This is a genomic window from Methylobacterium sp. 092160098-2, assembly GCF_028920805.1.
GTDB lineage: Bacteria > Pseudomonadota > Alphaproteobacteria > Rhizobiales > Beijerinckiaceae > Methylobacterium > Methylobacterium fujisawaense.
This window is the reverse complement of record NZ_JAQPZJ010000002.1, coordinates 1,097,881-1,112,987: the sequence shown is the minus strand read 5'-3', so window position 1 is coordinate 1,112,987 and position 15,107 is coordinate 1,097,881. Positions and strand designations below refer to the sequence as shown.

At 68.8% G+C, this 15,107-nt stretch carries 15 protein-coding genes; 5 read left to right on the top strand and 10 right to left on the bottom strand.

Going from position 1 to position 15,107, the window contains the following annotated elements; all coding sequences use genetic code 11:
• Positions 1–100: 100 nt before the first annotated feature.
• The 3 genes from PQI07_RS30825 to PQI07_RS30815 all read left to right on the top strand — a co-directional run bounded on the left by PQI07_RS30825 (position 101) and on the right by PQI07_RS30815 (position 4,588).
• A complete protein-coding gene (locus PQI07_RS30825; protein WP_274928704.1) occupies positions 101–634 on the top strand; it encodes a bactofilin family protein in 534 nt (177 codons plus the stop codon).
• Between the two features lie 26 nt (positions 635–660).
• Entirely contained in the window at positions 661–3,336 is a 2,676-nt protein-coding gene (gyrA, locus tag PQI07_RS30820; protein WP_274928703.1) for a DNA gyrase subunit A, read from the top strand.
• Between the two features lie 160 nt (positions 3,337–3,496).
• Positions 3,497–4,588 (top strand): phospholipase effector Tle1 domain-containing protein, encoded by a 1,092-nt coding sequence (locus PQI07_RS30815; RefSeq protein WP_274928702.1) that lies wholly within the window; start codon positions 3,497–3,499, stop codon positions 4,586–4,588.
• Between the two features lie 30 nt (positions 4,589–4,618).
• Here PQI07_RS30815 and PQI07_RS30810 read toward each other — a convergent pair whose 3' ends face one another.
• The 4 genes from PQI07_RS30810 to PQI07_RS30795 form a co-directional block, all read right to left on the bottom strand.
• Positions 4,619–5,293: a hypothetical protein gene (locus tag PQI07_RS30810; protein ID WP_274928701.1), complete on the bottom strand. Its 675-nt coding sequence runs from the start codon at positions 5,291–5,293 to the stop codon at positions 4,619–4,621.
• Complete coding sequence (locus PQI07_RS30805) at positions 5,293–6,933, bottom strand: extensin family protein (RefSeq protein WP_274928700.1); 1,641 nt, start codon at positions 6,931–6,933, stop codon at positions 5,293–5,295. The genes PQI07_RS30810 and PQI07_RS30805 overlap by 1 nt, the downstream gene beginning before the upstream one ends.
• Positions 6,934–7,006: 73 nt before the next feature.
• Entirely contained in the window at positions 7,007–7,459 is a 453-nt protein-coding gene (locus PQI07_RS30800; protein WP_274928699.1) for a hypothetical protein, read from the bottom strand.
• Positions 7,460–7,472: 13 nt separating this feature from the next.
• Entirely contained in the window at positions 7,473–7,913 is a 441-nt protein-coding gene (locus PQI07_RS30795; RefSeq protein ID WP_274928698.1) for a hypothetical protein, read from the bottom strand.
• 175 nt (positions 7,914–8,088) lie between these two features.
• On the opposite strand from PQI07_RS30795, the gene PQI07_RS30790 reads away from it, so the two are divergent.
• Positions 8,089–9,096 (top strand): hypothetical protein, encoded by a 1,008-nt coding sequence (locus tag PQI07_RS30790; RefSeq protein ID WP_274928697.1) that lies wholly within the window; start codon positions 8,089–8,091, stop codon positions 9,094–9,096.
• A gap of 109 nt (positions 9,097–9,205) precedes the next feature.
• Here PQI07_RS30790 and PQI07_RS30785 read toward each other — a convergent pair whose 3' ends face one another.
• The 4 genes from PQI07_RS30785 to PQI07_RS30770 all read right to left on the bottom strand — a co-directional run bounded on the left by PQI07_RS30785 (position 9,206) and on the right by PQI07_RS30770 (position 12,546).
• Entirely contained in the window at positions 9,206–10,387 is a 1,182-nt protein-coding gene (locus PQI07_RS30785; protein ID WP_274928696.1) for a lytic transglycosylase domain-containing protein, read from the bottom strand.
• The gene (locus PQI07_RS30780) at positions 10,384–10,671 is read right to left on the bottom strand and encodes a hypothetical protein (protein ID WP_274928695.1); all 288 of its coding nucleotides are present in this window, start codon (positions 10,669–10,671) and stop codon (positions 10,384–10,386) included. Before PQI07_RS30780 ends, PQI07_RS30785 begins: the two co-directional genes overlap by 4 nt.
• A complete protein-coding gene (locus PQI07_RS30775) occupies positions 10,671–11,672 on the bottom strand; it encodes a hypothetical protein (protein WP_274928694.1) in 1,002 nt (333 codons plus the stop codon). Before PQI07_RS30775 ends, PQI07_RS30780 begins: the two co-directional genes overlap by 1 nt.
• Positions 11,673–11,796: 124 nt before the next feature.
• Positions 11,797–12,546: a hypothetical protein gene (locus PQI07_RS30770; RefSeq protein ID WP_274928693.1), complete on the bottom strand. Its 750-nt coding sequence runs from the start codon at positions 12,544–12,546 to the stop codon at positions 11,797–11,799.
• A 655-nt stretch (positions 12,547–13,201) separates the two neighbouring features.
• Between PQI07_RS30770 and PQI07_RS30765 the strand changes: the two genes are divergently transcribed.
• Positions 13,202–14,248 (top strand): tyrosine-type recombinase/integrase, encoded by a 1,047-nt coding sequence (locus PQI07_RS30765; RefSeq protein WP_274928692.1) that lies wholly within the window; start codon positions 13,202–13,204, stop codon positions 14,246–14,248.
• Between the two features lie 2 nt (positions 14,249–14,250).
• Here PQI07_RS30765 and PQI07_RS30760 read toward each other — a convergent pair whose 3' ends face one another.
• Positions 14,251–14,640 carry a hypothetical protein gene (locus PQI07_RS30760; RefSeq protein WP_274928691.1) on the bottom strand — a complete coding sequence of 130 codons (390 nt, stop codon included), beginning with the start codon at positions 14,638–14,640 and terminating at the stop codon, positions 14,251–14,253.
• A 13-nt stretch (positions 14,641–14,653) separates the two neighbouring features.
• Positions 14,654–15,106: a hypothetical protein gene (locus tag PQI07_RS30755; RefSeq protein WP_274928690.1), complete on the bottom strand. Its 453-nt coding sequence runs from the start codon at positions 15,104–15,106 to the stop codon at positions 14,654–14,656.
• Position 15,107: the final 1 nt, after the last annotated feature.

Below are 15,107 nucleotides of genomic sequence, written 5' to 3'. Positions count from 1 at the left end.
GCAACCGGAAGGAACGGCACCCGGCAACGAAGGAACGGATCGTTGACACCCCGGCTGAAGCGGCGTTAGCTCGTCCGAAGCGATCAACGGAGAACGGGACATGGCGTCGGCAGCGGCGAATTCAGCCGAGCAGGCAGTACTGCACGTCGGACCGAGTTCGAAGCAGACGGGCGACCTCGTCCACGACGGCATCGTGCTGATCGAAGGTGCGGTCACCGGCCGGATCCATGCCCGGGAGGTCCGGATCCTCGCCTCCGGCGTCGTCGATGCGAGCATCCACGCCGACGTGGTCAAGGTCATGGGGACGGTCAGGGGCTCCGTGAAGAGCGCCACCGTGCTCGTCGGGCGCGGGGCCGAGGTCGCCGACGCCGACATCCAGTGCGAGATGATCGGCATCGAGCCGGGTGCCCGCTTCGACGCTTCGACGCGGACGCTGCAGCCGGGCGCGGTCCCGCGGTTCGACTACGACTCATCCTGGGCCCGCCTCAACCCTCAGGGCATGGCGCGCCCCGTCCACCCGCACGGCCGAACTGGGTTCGCCGTGGTGGAGGGCGGAGCCGGCCGCGCCTTCCCGCGGGACGAGATCCCGCACGCTTATCCCGAAGAGCGTTCCTTCCCCTCGTCGCGCATGTGACGCGCCGCAACAGTCACGATCGGAGCATGCCGACGATGGAAGTCGAAGAAGGTCTCATCAATCCCATCCGCGCGATCTCGTTGGAAGACGAGATGGACAGGTCGTACCTCGACTACATGATGTCGACGGTCACGGCGCGGGCCCTGCCGGACGTCCGCGACGGGATGAAGCCCGTGCACCGGCGCGTCCTCTACGCGATGGCCGAAAGCGGCTACACCGCGGACCGCAAGCACGTGAAGTCGGCCAAGGTGGTCGGCGACGTGATGGGTCAGTACCATCCCCACGGCGACTCCTCGATCTACGATGCGCTCGTGCGCATGGGGCAGCCCTGGTCGCTGCGCTACCCGCTGATCGACCCGCAGGGCAACTTCGGCTCGATCGACAACGATCCGCCCGCAGCGATGCGCTACACCGAGAGCAGGCTCGAGCGTCTCGCCGGCCGGATGGTCGCCGATCTCGACGAGGACGTCGTCGACTTCCGCCCCAACTACGACCACACCAGCCGCGAGCCGAAGGTCCTGCCGGCGCGCTTCCCCAACCTGCTCGTGAACGGGCAGATCGGAATCGCCGTCGGCCTCGCCACGAACATCCCGCCCCACCATCTCGGCGAGGCCATCGACGCGTGCCTCCTGGTGCTCGGCAACGCCGCAGCCACCCTCGACGACGTGCTGCGGGTCCTGCCCGGACCGGACCTGCCGACGTCGGGCGTCATCCACGGCCGCGCCGGCATCCGCCAGGCCTATCAGACCGGGAAGGGCGCGATCCGGGTGTCGGGCGAGGCGTCCGTCGAGACGTTCAAGGGCAACCGCCAGCGGATCGTCGTGACCCAGCTGCCCTACCTCGTGGTCAAGCAGGCCTTCGTCGAGAAGCTCGCCGAGCTGGTCGAGGACGCGAAGATCGACGGCATCGCCGACATCCGCGACGAGTCCTCCGACAAGGTCGGCATCCGAGTGGCGATCGACCTGCGCAAGGACGTCGATCCGGCGGTTGTGCTCAACCACCTCCGCGAGAAGACCGACTTCGTCCGGAACTTCAACGTCAACATGACGTGCCTCGACAGCCGGGGCCGTCCCCGCCAGATGGGCGTGCTCCAGATCCTTGGCGAATTCGTCCAGTTCCGGCGCGAGGTCGTCCGCCGGCGCACGCTCCACCGCCTCGAAAAGGCCCGTTCGGATCTCCACCGGCAGATCGGCCTCTACGCCGCGACCCTGCGGATCGACGAGGTCGTCGCCACGATCCGAGCCTCGAGCGATCCCGACGTCGCCCGCGAAGCACTCCTCCGAATGGAGTTCGAGACGCGGGGCGGGTTCGCCCAGCTCCTGTCGGAGGTCGATCCCGACATCGAGATCGGCGAGACCTTCCGCCTGTCCGACGTCCAGGCCCGTGGCATCCTCGAGATGCGCCTCGCGCGCCTGACCGGACTGGAGCGCGACAAGATCGCCGACCGGGCCCGCGAACTCTCGGGCGAGATCCGGGGACACCTCGAGATCCTCAACGACCGGACCGTGCTCGACGGCGTCGTCCGCCTCGAGTTCGAGGAGATCAAGGCGGCCTATCCCGACGAGCGCCGGACCAGGATCGAGGACTCGGCGCTCGACGCCCTCAGCGACGAGGATCTCGTCGAGCTGAAGGACATCGTCGTCACCATCACCGCCGGCGGCTACGTCAAGCGCACCGACCTCGCCGCGTACCGGCAGGGCCGCAGGGCGGCCGCCAAGGAGGCGGACGAGGACGTCGTCGCGACGACCATCGTCTGCACGACGAAGACGCCGCTGGTGTTCTTCACGAGCCGGGGCCTCGCCCACGCCGAGATGGCCCACAAGCTGCCCGAGGCCGCGGCGAACGCCCGGGGACGCGCGCTCGTCAACTTCCTGGAACTCAAGCCCGAGGAGACGGTGCAGGCGCTGGTGGCCCTGCCCGAGGACAAGGCCGCGCTCGACGCCCTCTCGCTGGTGTTCGTGACGGATTTCGGCACCGTCCGGCGCAACGACGCCTCCGACTTCGCCAAGGTGAACAAGGGCGGAAAGCTGGCGATCAAGCTCGAGGACGAGAACGGCGAGCCCAGGGGGCGCCTCGTGTCGGTCGTGCTGGTCTCGGCGGAGGACGACGTGGCCCTGGCCAGCCGCGACGGCCTGTGCTGCCGGTTCAACGTCGGCGACCTGCGCGTCATGAAGAGCCGCGATTCCACCGGCGTGGCGGGCATCTCCCTCGCCCGGAAGGACAAGGTCATCTCCGTCGCGGTGCTGCGCCACTTCGAGGCCACCGGCACTGAGCGCGAGGCCTACCTCGCCGGCGGGACGGCCAAGGCCAAGGACGAGGCCAGCGGCGAGATCGTCCCGTTCGAGCTGCCCTCGGACCGGATGCTGGCCATGCAGGAGGCCGAGCAGATGGTGCTGACGGTCACCGAAACCGGCTTCGCCAAGCGGACGTCCAGCCACGCCTACCGCATCACGGCGCGCGGCGGCCAGGGCGTCGAGGTCGCGAAGCTCGCCGACCGCACGGGCGATCTCGTGGCGCTGCTTCCGGTCGGGGAGAACGACGTCCTGGTGCTGACCACCGATGCCGGAAAGACGATCCGCGCGAACGCGGCCGACATCCCGATCATGGCGCGGGGCACGCAGGGGACGCGGGTCTTCGCGCTCGAAGGCAGACAGCAGATCGTGTCCGTCCTGCGGGTGGCGGCCGACCCGGCCGGCAGTTAGCCCGACGCCGACCCGACGATCATCGGAGGCCGCTGGAGCGATCCGGCGGCCTTCTTCGTCCGCGGGCCCGTTCGTAACCTCCGGGATCGAAGCGATCTCGCCCGACATCCGAACGCGTGCATACTGGATCCGCACCCGTCGGATCGGGCCGGAGTATCGGATGAGCGGACGTCGTCACCTGTTGTTCTTCGATGGAACCTCGAACAGCCTCGGCAGCCCGACGGACGTCCATCCGACCAACATCTTCCGGCTGATACGGGCGTTCACCTACGGCTTCTCCGGCGTTCCGCAGATATCGTACTACTTCTCAGGAGTCGGAACCCGCGGCGACCGCGTGTCCGCCGTCACCGGACGCGGCTTCGACGAGATCGTGGCCGAGGGATACGTCAACCTCGCGTCCAACTACATGGACGGCGACGCCATCTACATCTTCGGCTTCTCCAGGGGGGCAGCCGCCGCGCGGGCGCTGACCGGACTGCTGACCGATCCCGGACTGATCCCGGCGGACAACCTGGGCGTGTTTCCCGACGTGTGGCGGTACTTCATCCGGGACTCCGCCCTGTTCACGCGAACCCGCAGGATCCTGAAGGCGCGCTTCGACGACAAGCTCTTCCAGCCCCAGCCCCGCGTGAGGTTCCTCGGTGTCTTCGACACGGTACCGGGGACCGACTGGGACTTCATGAACCTGTTCACCAAGGTACGCTTCAGGAGCCTGACCCTCGACAGATGCGTCGATGCGGCGACGCACATCCTCTCGATCGACGACGACCGGATGCCGTCCTTCGCCCCCCTGCTGTGGGAGCGGTCCGCTCCCGGACAGGTCATGGAGCAGATCTGGCTGCCGGGGGTCCACGGCGATGTCGGCGGATCGTCGGAGGGAGAGGTGATCGGCAACGTCGCTCTTCTGACGATGCTCGATCGGATCAGGGCCCATTGCCGGGAACTGGAATTCGACGAGCACTACATCGAATCCGTGCGGGAGGATCTGCGGTCGGCCGCGGCCATCTCCATCAGCAGCGAGCGTCCGGGCGTGAAGCTGAAGCTTCTGAGAAGCGGACGGCGCAGCATCGGCGGGACCGGCACGGAGTCCCGCGGGAGGTTGCTCGAGCTGCTCAGCGGCAGGGAGTTCGCGGTCAAGGGCAGGAAGGCGACCTACGCACCCGAGGGCATGCCCGTGCTGCCGCTTCTGGCCACCCGCGAGGATCGCCTGTTCGAAGAGGTGGTGGAGCGTATCCTCGGACCACGCATCTGAGGGTCGGCACCGCCGGCGGTCCCGGTCCCGTCAGGGCGGGGTCGCGCCCGGCGGCGGAGATGCCGCAGCGGCCCGCAGCTCCTCGGCGGTGCGGCGGACGTTCTCGAAGGAGACGAACCGGCCGTCCTCGTACCTATGGAAACGCACGCCGTCCGACTCGGAGATGGTCGCGATCTGGCTGGGCTGCTCGTCCCAGCCGGGCTTCACGCCGACCTCCTGGGTCCGCACGTCGAGCAGGACGCGCCACTTCCTCTCGTCGTCGAACGAGAACACCAGGGTCCGGCACCCTTCCGTGTCCTTGCACGTGCTCGGCGACGTGATCTGGACGACCATCTCCGCCAGGCCGTCGCCCGTAAGATCGATCTGGCTGAACGAGAGGCCGATCGGATTGGTCTCGTGGAGCGCCGGCAGGATGTCGGCCAGCAGCTTGTCGCGCACGAGGACGTAGTCCGCGGCCTCCGCGTCCTGACGGATGAACAGCTGCAGGATCTTGAACCCGCGGTCCTCCGCCAGGTAGGTGTCGATGTCCATGCCGATCTCGTCGGCGTTCCATTCCGGATTGACCCCGACCTCGTTCGACTTCCGCATCTCCTCGATGTCGGGGACGGTGCTGGAGGGCGGAAGCGAGAGCTCGCGTGCGGGGTCGGCCAGAGCGGGGTGGCAGGCGAACAGCGCCACGGCCAGGATCGTGCGGAGGCGCTTCATCAGATCTTCGGCGAGCAGTTGTCGCGGACGCCCAGATGGATGTGTCCGACGATCAGGGGTTGGGTCTTCGACTTGTACCACCACGGCGTGAGGATGCAGCGGAAGCCGACGCCGGGGCCTCTCGACGTCACCTGCAGGTAGATCGGATCGGACCGGTTGGTCCAATGGGGCTTCCAGGTGCCGCTCGACCCCACCCAGTTGGTGACGTCGAAGGCCAGGCCCTGCCCGTGCTCGGACAGCTTGCTCCTCGCCGAGGCCGAGCCGTTGTTGACGCCGCGGCACACGAACGATCCGTACGACGTCACCTTGGACACGCCGATCTGCGAGGAGAGCTTCTCGAAGGCCTCCGCGGTGCTGCAGTTCATGATGGTGCCAGGGTTGGACATCTGGGTCCGGGAGAACGACTTGATCGCGAGGGCGGTGGGCACCGTGCAGTTGAAGCCGCCCTTGTTCTCCGTGATCTTGTTCATGCGCGTGAACTTCACGCCCATCTTCTCGAGCCGATCGTAGCAGCCGGGATCGTCGGCGGCGCCGGCCGGAGACGCCTTCGACGCATCCGAGTTGGTACCCGATCCGTTGCCGGAGCTGCCGCCCTTCCCTTCCAGGTCGTTGAGCTGGTTCGAGGAGTTGAAGGCGGGCTCGTCCTTGGCCTTCGAGCAGGCCAGGACGTAGCTCCACGACATCGTGCCCTGCGCGTCGGACTGCTTCGCGCACTTGTCGCGGTGCTGGCCCATGCTCTGGTTCTTGGCCCACTTCTCGGCCTCGTCGCACCCCTTTGCCGTCATCATGTAGGGCTTGTAGGTGTTGCAGAAGGCCTGGATCTTCGCCGGGAACCGGCCGCACTCGACGCCCTGGATGATCTTCATGGTCGGCGGACAGGTCCGGGAGGCCGCGTTGGTGCTGCCCTGATCGTTGGGCTTCTTGCCGTTCTGACCGTCGCCGCTGCCGCTGCCGCCACCTCCGCCGCAGCTCCCGGAGCCGCCCGACGAGCCGCCCGAGCCGCCCGTGATCGACGAGACGTCGTAGCCGCTGCCGCCGGCGATGTAGTCGCCGATGCACTTGCCGTTGCCGTCCGTCCCGGCACCGCCGCTGCACGACATGCCGTTGTTGAAGAACTGCTTCATGCGCACGTTGCCGAACTGCATGCCCTTCAGCAGTCCGGATTCCGTGATCGTGGTGCCGTTGATCGTCTGGCCGACGTACTTGTCGAAGCCGAACGCCTTGACCTGACTCCAGTTGGATCCGAGGTACGAGCTGTAGGCCGATTCCTGAGCCGCAGGGCTGTTCAGGAAGGCCTGACTGGAGTTGATCCCGTCCTTGCCGGACCACGTGATCTTGTTGTCGTTGCTGTTGCCGTCGCGGACGGCGTACCCGGACTCGATGAGGGCGGATTCGCCCATCTGGTACTTGCCGAGGTAGCCGTACTGGTTCTGCGCCTGATATCCGCCCGAACCTTGGGATTCACTGCCGGCGACGTTGGCCTTGAAGGCGTCGGCCCCGCAGTTCGCCGATCCCGATGACGACGAGCCGTCGGCGCCCGATCCGGATCCGCCGCTTCCCGCGGATCCCGCGTCCTGCCCGGATGCAAGGCCGGAGACGAGCGTCGCAGCGACGAACAGAAGGATCGAGGCGCGTCTCATAGCTCACCGTCGGAAGGAACGACATGAGCTTGGTTCCATTCGCCGACAAAATCCAGCCCGTTCCTTCGCCGGGCTACCGCTTCGGTGGGATCGCGTAGGGCCGGTCGCAGGCCGTGAGCGTCTCCGCGTCCGCGGACACGAAATGCCCGTCGATGTTGCTGCAGACCCGGCCGTCGAAGATGACCCGCCCGTCCTCGTAGATGCGCTCCGGGCAGTCCTGGCTGCCGCAGGTGGCGCTGCCCGAGATCATGGTGAAGGTCAGCGTGCGTCCCTCCGGAAACTTGACGGTCGTGGCTTCGATCTCGGTCGGAGACGTCGGCTGCGCGAGCACGGAGGCCGGGATGTCGGAGAGGTAGTCCCTCCAGAGCTTCGAGAACTCGGCATCGCTCGCCGGCTTGCGGACGTACTGCAGCTTGAACGCCGGCACGGGCGCGCCCTCGCGCGTCAGCGACTCCGCGGCCGTCTGTCCGACGAGCGCGAGGAGGAGCCCGCTCGCGGCGAGTGCCGTCTTGGCCTTCGAGATCATGGTACGGTCCCTTTCAGTGTGGTGCAGTCCAGGTGGCGAGGTACCGGCCGTTCCTGACGCAGTCTCCCTCGCGTTCGAACGCGATCGCCACGACGCCGTCGCCCAGATCGCGGATCTCGATGCCACCCAGGCGATCGAGGCGTCCCGAGACGGTTCCGGCCGCCCCCGGTGCGGCAGTGCCGGTCAGAGTGCAACCAGGAAGCTCGCGTGTCTCCGTGGACAGCACCCTGCGCGACGTGATCGACAGGTCGTAGCGGTCTCCCCGTCTCTCGAGATGGACGAACGGCACGAGGAAGCCGCCGGGCCGCGCCTCGTCGGCGTCGCCCGTCTGGTACGACAGGAAGACCTCCGGAGCCGTCCACCACGGCCCCGTGGTCGGATCGGCCTGATCCGAGAGGGACGGCGACGCGGCGAGGATGGCGGCGGCCGCCGTCATGGCCAGGAAAGAGCGCATGGGGCGATGGTACATCGCGTGCGGCGCCTTCGGAAGAGCCGTCCGGCGGAGAAGCGGATGGGGGTTAACCGATGTCCCACGTGCACGGACTCGTTCCTTCGTTTCGCTTGATCGCGAGCCCGTTCCGTGATGTGGTCGCAGGGATGCGAAGGAATGGAGCGGACGCACGGAACCGATGAAGCCGCTCTTCCGACCATTGGCGACCGCATCCGCGGCAGCCCTTCTCGCCGGTTGCGTGCCGCAGGGCGGTCCGTCCGTCGGCCTGCAGCCGGATGTCCGGAACCAGCAGGTTGCAGGCACGTCGAAGGTCGACGCCGAGGTCCAGAGGATCTTCGCGGTGGCCGGCCTGGATCCGGACGACCCGCAGAAGGCCAAGGCGGTCGACCGGCAGGCCGTCGGCACGGTCCTGGCTGTCCGGAGCGGCGGCCGGAAGGTGGGCATGGCGGTCGCGAGGCTGGGCCGCGACCGGATCGTCCTGCAGGACCCCGAAGCGGTGGCCCGGCTCGTTCCGGACGCGGACCAGGAGAAGCTCTCGCAGTCCCTCGGCGGCGTGATACCCACGACGGGTTCCGTCCAGGGCGCCCGCATCTCGTTCGACCGGCGTCACCTCGCCCTCGACATCGAGGCCGACCGTTCGTCGCCTGCCACGCTCCTGGCTTCGGCACCACTTCCCACGTCGCGGTTCGTCCCGTCGGGCCGCGTCGGGGAGCCCATCCCGGCCGACGTCGTCGCCTCCATCCGCGCGGGACGCGATCACGTCCAGGCCTCCGAATCCCAGGTCGCGGAGAACGCAGCCGCCGGCCTTCCCCAACCCTCCTCGCAGCCCAAGCCGGCCGAACGGAGCATCTTCGCTTCGCTGTTCGAGCCGCGCCCCGCGGCCGCGACGCCCGCCGCGCCGGCGCCGATCGCCGCCGCGCCGATACCCGTTCCCGAGCCGGCCCAGCCGCCGGCTCCGCCCGCAGAGCGCCCGACGGGACTGCGCATCCCGCCTGCCCTGGCGACCTACGCGTCGGGCCCCGCGGTCGTCACCGTCGAAGACGACTTCTACGCGTCGGCAAGACCGGGTCGGGCGGCCAACGCCATGGCGTATGCGCCCGCCACCACTCCTACCCCTCATGCCGCCAGCCTCGCGGCCGAACCGGACCAGGAGCCGCCGGCTTCACCGACGGTCAGGCGCTGGTAGTCCGACGGCGCGATCGGATCGGACGATCGGCGAATCCGACCGCCAGCGGTGGCGTGCCGGCGCCCGGGCTCACGACCGTCGAGGACGACCTCGCTCCGGCGAACCGACGCTACCTGCCGGCATCGGCGGACTGCACCCTCCCCTTCGCTAGGTACACCACGTAGTTGGCGACCACCTTCTTCACGTAGTTGCGCGTCTCCGAGAACGGGATCTCCTCGATCCAGTCGACGACGTCGACGGCTCCGGTCCGGGGATCGCCCCGGGCGGCCAGCCACTCGTTCACCCGTTGCGGACCGGCATTGTACGCCGCAACGGCAAGGACCGGATTTCCGGCGAACTGGGCGAGCAGGCCCGCGAGATAGTTCGAACCGACGGCGACGTTGTAGTCTCGGTTGATCCGCATCTGCACGGGATCGATGGCGATGCCGGCGCGCCGTCCGATGTGCTGCGCGGTCCCGGGCATCACCTGCATGAAGCCCTGCGCGCCCTTCCCGCTCTGCTGGATCTGGTCGAACTTGGACTCCTCGCGCGCGACGGCCCAGACGAGCTCGCGCGGCCCCCGCGGATCGGTCCAGCCGACCTTCACCTGGGGCCAGCCGCAGTCCACCAGCGAGATGCCGCTCCGCTCGCCCTGGCGCGCCATGTCGACGGCGAAGTCGTAGGCTCCGATCTCGCTGGCGACGCCGCAGCCGATGACGAGGCGGCGCGCGTCCCCCGCGGAGATGCGCTTCAGCGCCGCGTTCCTGACGGCCTTGTTGCCGGCGACCTGGGCGGCGCGCGCGAGCTGGCCTTCCGGCGTCGCGAGCGCCGCCTGGATGTCGGTCGCGGTCGCCAGCCGGCGGGCGGCCGCGGGCAGCTCGATCTTCACGCCCGTCCTGGCCGCGGCGGCCTGGCCGTAGAAGGTGTGCGCGTGCTGCGCCGAGGCGAGATAGGCCTTCCTGGCGTCGTCCGCGCGGCCCATGGCGGCAAGCGCCCTGCCGAGCCAGAAGCCGGCCTTGGACTTCTCGGCCGGCTCGTCGGTCAGCAGCGCCATCTGCTTGAAATGCTCGGCCGCGATGTCGGGCCGGTTCAAGTACCGGAAGGCGATCATGCCCGCGAGGAAGCTTCCGTCCATGGCGTAGCGGCCGGCGGCGACGCTCCTGGCGGACGCGTAGGCATCGACGATCGCGCCCCGATGCGCGCCGTCGAGCACGGCGTTGCGGAGCTTGGCGAACTCGCGGGTCTCCGCCTTGCCCTGGACCGGCGCCAGGAGGACGGCAATCGCGGCCGCCGCCGCGAGCAGGTGCTTCATCGTCCCGTCTCCGCCAGTTCGGTCGCCCGCGACACGAGCCGCGCGATCGCGTGGTTGAGGGCGAGCTTCGCCGCGTCGCCCGGAACGGAGCGCGGGACGCGCCCGACCGGTACGAGGCTCTCGCCGTCGCCGCCGACCGCCTCGACGACGAGGTCCTCGTCGTCGGCCGTGACGATGACGTCGAGGAAGGTCACGGCATCGCCGGAGAGCGTCGGCGAGAGGGCCCGCAGGGAGGCCAGCGCGGTCTCGACCATTCCGAACACGGTCGCGAGCTCGGTCGCCATCACACCGCCTCGGCCGCCCGGGGACAGACGAACGTGCGGTTCTTCTGCTTGTCGTCGCGCTGCTCGAGGATGCCGGCGGCCTTCAACCTGAGGAAGATCAGCCCTGCTCCGCGGCCGGTGATGGCGAGCGTCCTGGCCGCGTTGCCGATGGAGGAGACCGGGTGCGAGAGGAGGTAGTCGACCGTAGGCTCGATCAGCGGGGAGCGGCGGCGGTAGCGTCGGTTGACGTCGGCCAGGAGGTTGCGGCGCAGCCGTTCCACGTCGCCGATCTGCCGGGCCGCAGCCTCGAGGTCCGCGCGCCAGTGGGCGAAGAGGACGGAATGGAAGCCGTCGCGATCCTCGGCGGCGTCCTTGAGTGCCGACCGGTTCTGCGCGATGCCGCGCGAGAGGCCGGCGGGGAAGCCGATCGTCCGTTCGGACAGACGCAGGGAGAGCAGCCGCACCAGACGGCGGGCGTGACGGTCGGCCTGATTGAGTTCCGGGCGCCGGTAGATCCACCGGAGGAATTCGGCGGCGTCGGCCGGCTCGGCGGTCCGCTCGGCCTCGACCAGCGCCTCGGACATCGCCTGGACGATCGACTGCAGATCCGCCGCCGTCTCCGCGCGGCTCGCGGAGGGGTCCTCGGGATCGGGCCGGAGCGACCGGCCTCCGCCGAGGATGCCCGTCGCCAGATCGTCGGCCATGTCGAAGAGTTCGACCGGCCCAAGGGTCGCGCCCCTGAGCCCCCGTTCACGGAGGAGTGCTCCGTGCGCGGCCCTCGCGAAGCGGGCATTCTTCTCGACGTGGGTGGCCGCATCCTCCGATAGGATCCGGCAAAGCTCCGTCATGCCGACCGGAGCGAACCCCTCCGCCTCGGTCGCGTAGAGCGCCTCGCGCCGGCGACGGAGGGCGTCGACCGGCCCGGCGAGTCCGGAGGCGTCGTAGGCGGCCGAGGCACGTCCGGCCTGGAAGACCGCCTGACGAAGCGCCGTTGAAGGAGAGGATTCGATCGCGAGGGTCACCCATCCGAGATGACCCGGATCAGAGGGCTTGTCGAGCCGTTCCTTCGAGGCCGATCCACTCCTTCAAACGCAAAGAGCCCGGGCGCATGGCCCGGGCTCCTCGTGGATGTCCGATTTTCTGGTCTCAGGCGAAGGCGGCCATCTGGGGAGCCGGACGGATCTCCTGGCCGGTCAGGGCGTGGCCGCGCTCGACGAGCTCCATGACGCTCTGGCCGATCGTGGTCGTGAGGTGGGGCAGCGGGTACCAGCCCTGCAGGCTGTCCTCGAACAGGTCGACGACCAGACGCTCCAGCACGGCCTTCTCCGTCTTCACCCGGGTCTCGAAGTCGAAGAGGTTCTGGAGGTTGCGGCGGCCATCGACCTCCTCGTAGGTCCGGTAGAAGGCGTAGTCGAGGATCGCGTCGTAGAGATAGGAGTGCTCAAGCTCGTTCGGGCCCGCCTCCATGCGCCAGTCGTCGCGATTGGACAGCAGCAGCAGCATCGCGGCGGAGGTGAAGAGGAAGGCTCCCTCGACGCCGGCGTGACGGGCGTCCGCCTCGCGCTCGTGCAGGACCTTGCCGATGATGCGTGCGCAGACGAGGTCGCTGAGCGTGCCGGAGCGGGCCAGGGCCTCGAGGTCCATGTCGTGGCCGACCTCGACGATGATGTCGCCGGTGCTGGCGGAGGGGACAGCGTTGTCGCCGGCGCGGGCGGTGCGGTGGGTGACGGCGGCACCCTCGACCGCCACGACGTGGAAGGAGGCCGACTGCGGCGCGATCATCTCGCGGAAGGTGGCGCTCAGGATGCGGATCGCCTCGGGCATGAGGCTCGCGGAGTTCGTGTTGGCGGCGTTGGCGATGGTGGCGGAAGCGGGAACAACGGAAAGAATCGGCATCGGAACAAGTCCTGTTCTTATGACTGATTGGAGATGAGCAGACGGGCTTGAAAATCGCCAACGGCCGGTCGCAGACGCACGGACCCCGAGGGGGCGGACGCTGCATGCTCGCAAAGACGGGTGAGTTTCCGATGTCGTTTCGACGCGCGCAGAAGCGCGGTCGGTCGTGACGCCTGTGCGTCCCGACAGTCGGCCGGGAGTGAAAGCCCGGCGACCAACGGAAGTCCGCCTTTGGAACGCCGCCATCGAAGCCCTGGAAAAAGGGGTGGGCCCCGACGGTCGCAAGAGAACGAAACGTCTCTTGTGTTCCGTTTAGTAGGATCAGTTCAGAAACTGGAACTGGTTATAGCGGCGCTTCGGACGGCGGAAAAGCCCCCATTTTCGGGGACGTGCGCGACGCGGTTAACGACCCTAGGGGCCGATAAATACCCTTATAGGCCCCCAGGTTCGGGGGCCGGGCCCGGAGGCCTTCGGGTGTCGGGCCGGCGGGTTCTAGCGTCGGATTCGGCTTCCGTTAAGCCTGATAATCGATGCTCGTTAACGGAACGTTACGCGGCTTAAGGTTCCTTGCGGGCGGTTTCCGACCGATCTTCCGACGCGCCCTTGCGCGTCTCGGACCGCCGACTCATCCTCCTTTGATCGCAGGAGGTTAGTGGTGTCGGCAGGCTCGCTTGCCATGGTCGTCGAGACGGATCCGGCCCAGGCGCACGCCCTGGCCGCGCCGGAGATCCGCGCCCGCTTCTCGCGCCTCGTCGACGACGGCACGCCGCCCAACACCCGCCGCAGCTACGCGGCGGATCTGCGCTACTTCCGCTCCTGGTTCGAGATCTCGGGCTTCGGCGAGCCGTCGTTGCCGATCCGAACCGACATCCTGGTCCGGTTCGTGGTCGACCACGTGGAAGGGCTGCCCGAGCAGGTCGACGCGGCCCTGGTCGCCGCCGGCGTGAAGATGCGGGCCGGCCTGCCGCGGATCGCGACGGTCAGCAGGAAGATGGCGGCCGTCGCGTCCTGGCATCGCACCGCCGGATTCCGCTCGCCTCTCGCCGACGGCCCTGTCCGGGACGTCATGCGGCGCGCACGCCAGGCGGCGGCCCGCCGCGGTCAGCGACCGAGGAAGAAGAAGGCGGCGCTACGCGAGACCGTCCAGGCGCTGCTGGCGAACAGGTCGGCGCCGTCGGCCGCCGACGTGCGCGACGACGCGATGATCCTGTTCGCCTTCGCGTCGGGCGGACGGCGCCGCTCGGAGGTCGTCGAGGCGCGGATCGAGAACCTCGAGGAGATCGACGGCGAATACGTCTATCGCCTGGGCATCACCAAGACCGAGCAGGAAGGCTCGGATCGGACGGTTCCTGTCGCCGGCCGGGCCGCGGTGGCGTTGAGGGCCTGGCTCGCGCTGGTAGGCGAGGCGGACGGGCCGATCTTCCGGGCGGTCGACCGGCACGGCAACATCGGGCGGACGCCGCTCAACGGCCGGGCCGTGGCCCGAGTCGTCCAGCGTCGGGCCGCAGCGGCCGGCCTGGATGCCAGGGCCTACGGGGGGCACAGCCTCAGGTCGGGCTTCATCACGGAGAGCGGCCGGCAGGGGAAGAGCATCTTCGATGCGATGCAGCTCTCCGGCCACCGGAGCATGCAGACCGTCGCCGGATACCATCAGGCCGGCACCGCCCTCGCGAACGAGGCGGGCCGGCTGTTCGATCTCTGACTTCAGACCGTCGGTCCGGCGGCAGGGGCGAGATCCCTGGCGATCGCGGACTCTTCGAACCGCGCCATCTCCTCCGGGCCCATCCGGCTCCAGGCCGCGCGGGCGAGTGCCTGCAGATCGCCGAACTCGTGGTCGGGATCCTCGTCCGACCCGTGCTGCTCCGCGGCCAGCAGCCAGGTCGCCGGATCGGTCCGATCCAGCCCGACCTGCGTGTCGTGGAGGTTGAATTCGAGATTGTCGCCGACCTCGTCGTCCGCCGCGACGGCGGCGCGCGCCTCCTGGTCGAGCAGCGCGGCGGCGGTCGTGACGATCGACTTCAGCGCGTCGAGTTCACCCCTGCTTCCGCGGCCGCGGGCCTCGGCGGCGTCGATGTACGTCTGGATGTCGGCCATGGCGTCTTCGTCCTCAAGGCGCGGGAGCCGACACGGTCCGCTCCTCGTCGTCGTCTTCCTCCTCGTCCCCGTCAGGCGCGGGACCGAGCTCGTCGGCGAGTTCGGCCTCGGCCGCGTCCGGATCCCATTCGTCCACGGCCGCCCAGCGGTGAAGCAGGGCGGCCAGATCGACGTCCGAGGTCGGGGCGTCCGTGGTGGTGGCGATCTCGTCGAGCGTATGCCAAGCGTGGTCGGACGAGTGCCAGAAGCCGTTGGCGAGCCTCTGGAGCATTGGCATTCCGACGTCCCGGGGGACGAACTCGCCTCCGGGCGCCAGCTTGTCGACGAGCGCGGCCGCCTGTTCGGCGGTGATGCGCCCGGCCAGCACCAGGTCCGACGTGAACTTGTGGTTGGTGCCGTCGGTGTATGTCACGACGAGGCGGGTCGCCTCGCCCGGCCCGCCGATCTCGATCCTCGGTCCGCGCATC

Excerpts from the sequence above, each read along its gene's own strand:
- PQI07_RS30825 (WP_274928704.1), top strand. The coding sequence starts at position 101 with ATGGCGTCGGCAGCGGCGAATTCAGCCGAGCAGGCAGTACTGCACGTC.
- gyrA (WP_274928703.1), top strand. The coding sequence starts at position 661 with ATGCCGACGATGGAAGTCGAAGAAGGTCTCATCAATCCCATCCGCGCG.
- PQI07_RS30815 (WP_274928702.1), top strand. The coding sequence starts at position 3,497 with ATGAGCGGACGTCGTCACCTGTTGTTCTTCGATGGAACCTCGAACAGC.
- PQI07_RS30810 (WP_274928701.1), bottom strand. The coding sequence starts at position 5,293 with ATGAAGCGCCTCCGCACGATCCTGGCCGTGGCGCTGTTCGCCTGCCAC.
- PQI07_RS30805 (WP_274928700.1), bottom strand. The coding sequence starts at position 6,933 with ATGAGACGCGCCTCGATCCTTCTGTTCGTCGCTGCGACGCTCGTCTCC.
- PQI07_RS30800 (WP_274928699.1), bottom strand. The coding sequence starts at position 7,459 with ATGATCTCGAAGGCCAAGACGGCACTCGCCGCGAGCGGGCTCCTCCTC.
- PQI07_RS30795 (WP_274928698.1), bottom strand. The coding sequence starts at position 7,913 with ATGCGCTCTTTCCTGGCCATGACGGCGGCCGCCGCCATCCTCGCCGCG.
- PQI07_RS30790 (WP_274928697.1), top strand. The coding sequence starts at position 8,089 with ATGAAGCCGCTCTTCCGACCATTGGCGACCGCATCCGCGGCAGCCCTT.
- PQI07_RS30785 (WP_274928696.1), bottom strand. The coding sequence starts at position 10,387 with ATGAAGCACCTGCTCGCGGCGGCGGCCGCGATTGCCGTCCTCCTGGCG.
- PQI07_RS30780 (WP_274928695.1), bottom strand. The coding sequence starts at position 10,671 with ATGGCGACCGAGCTCGCGACCGTGTTCGGAATGGTCGAGACCGCGCTG.
- PQI07_RS30770 (WP_274928693.1), bottom strand. The coding sequence starts at position 12,546 with ATGCCGATTCTTTCCGTTGTTCCCGCTTCCGCCACCATCGCCAACGCC.
- PQI07_RS30760 (WP_274928691.1), bottom strand. The coding sequence starts at position 14,640 with ATGGCCGACATCCAGACGTACATCGACGCCGCCGAGGCCCGCGGCCGC.
- PQI07_RS30755 (WP_274928690.1), bottom strand. The coding sequence starts at position 15,106 with ATGCGCGGACCGAGGATCGAGATCGGCGGGCCGGGCGAGGCGACCCGC.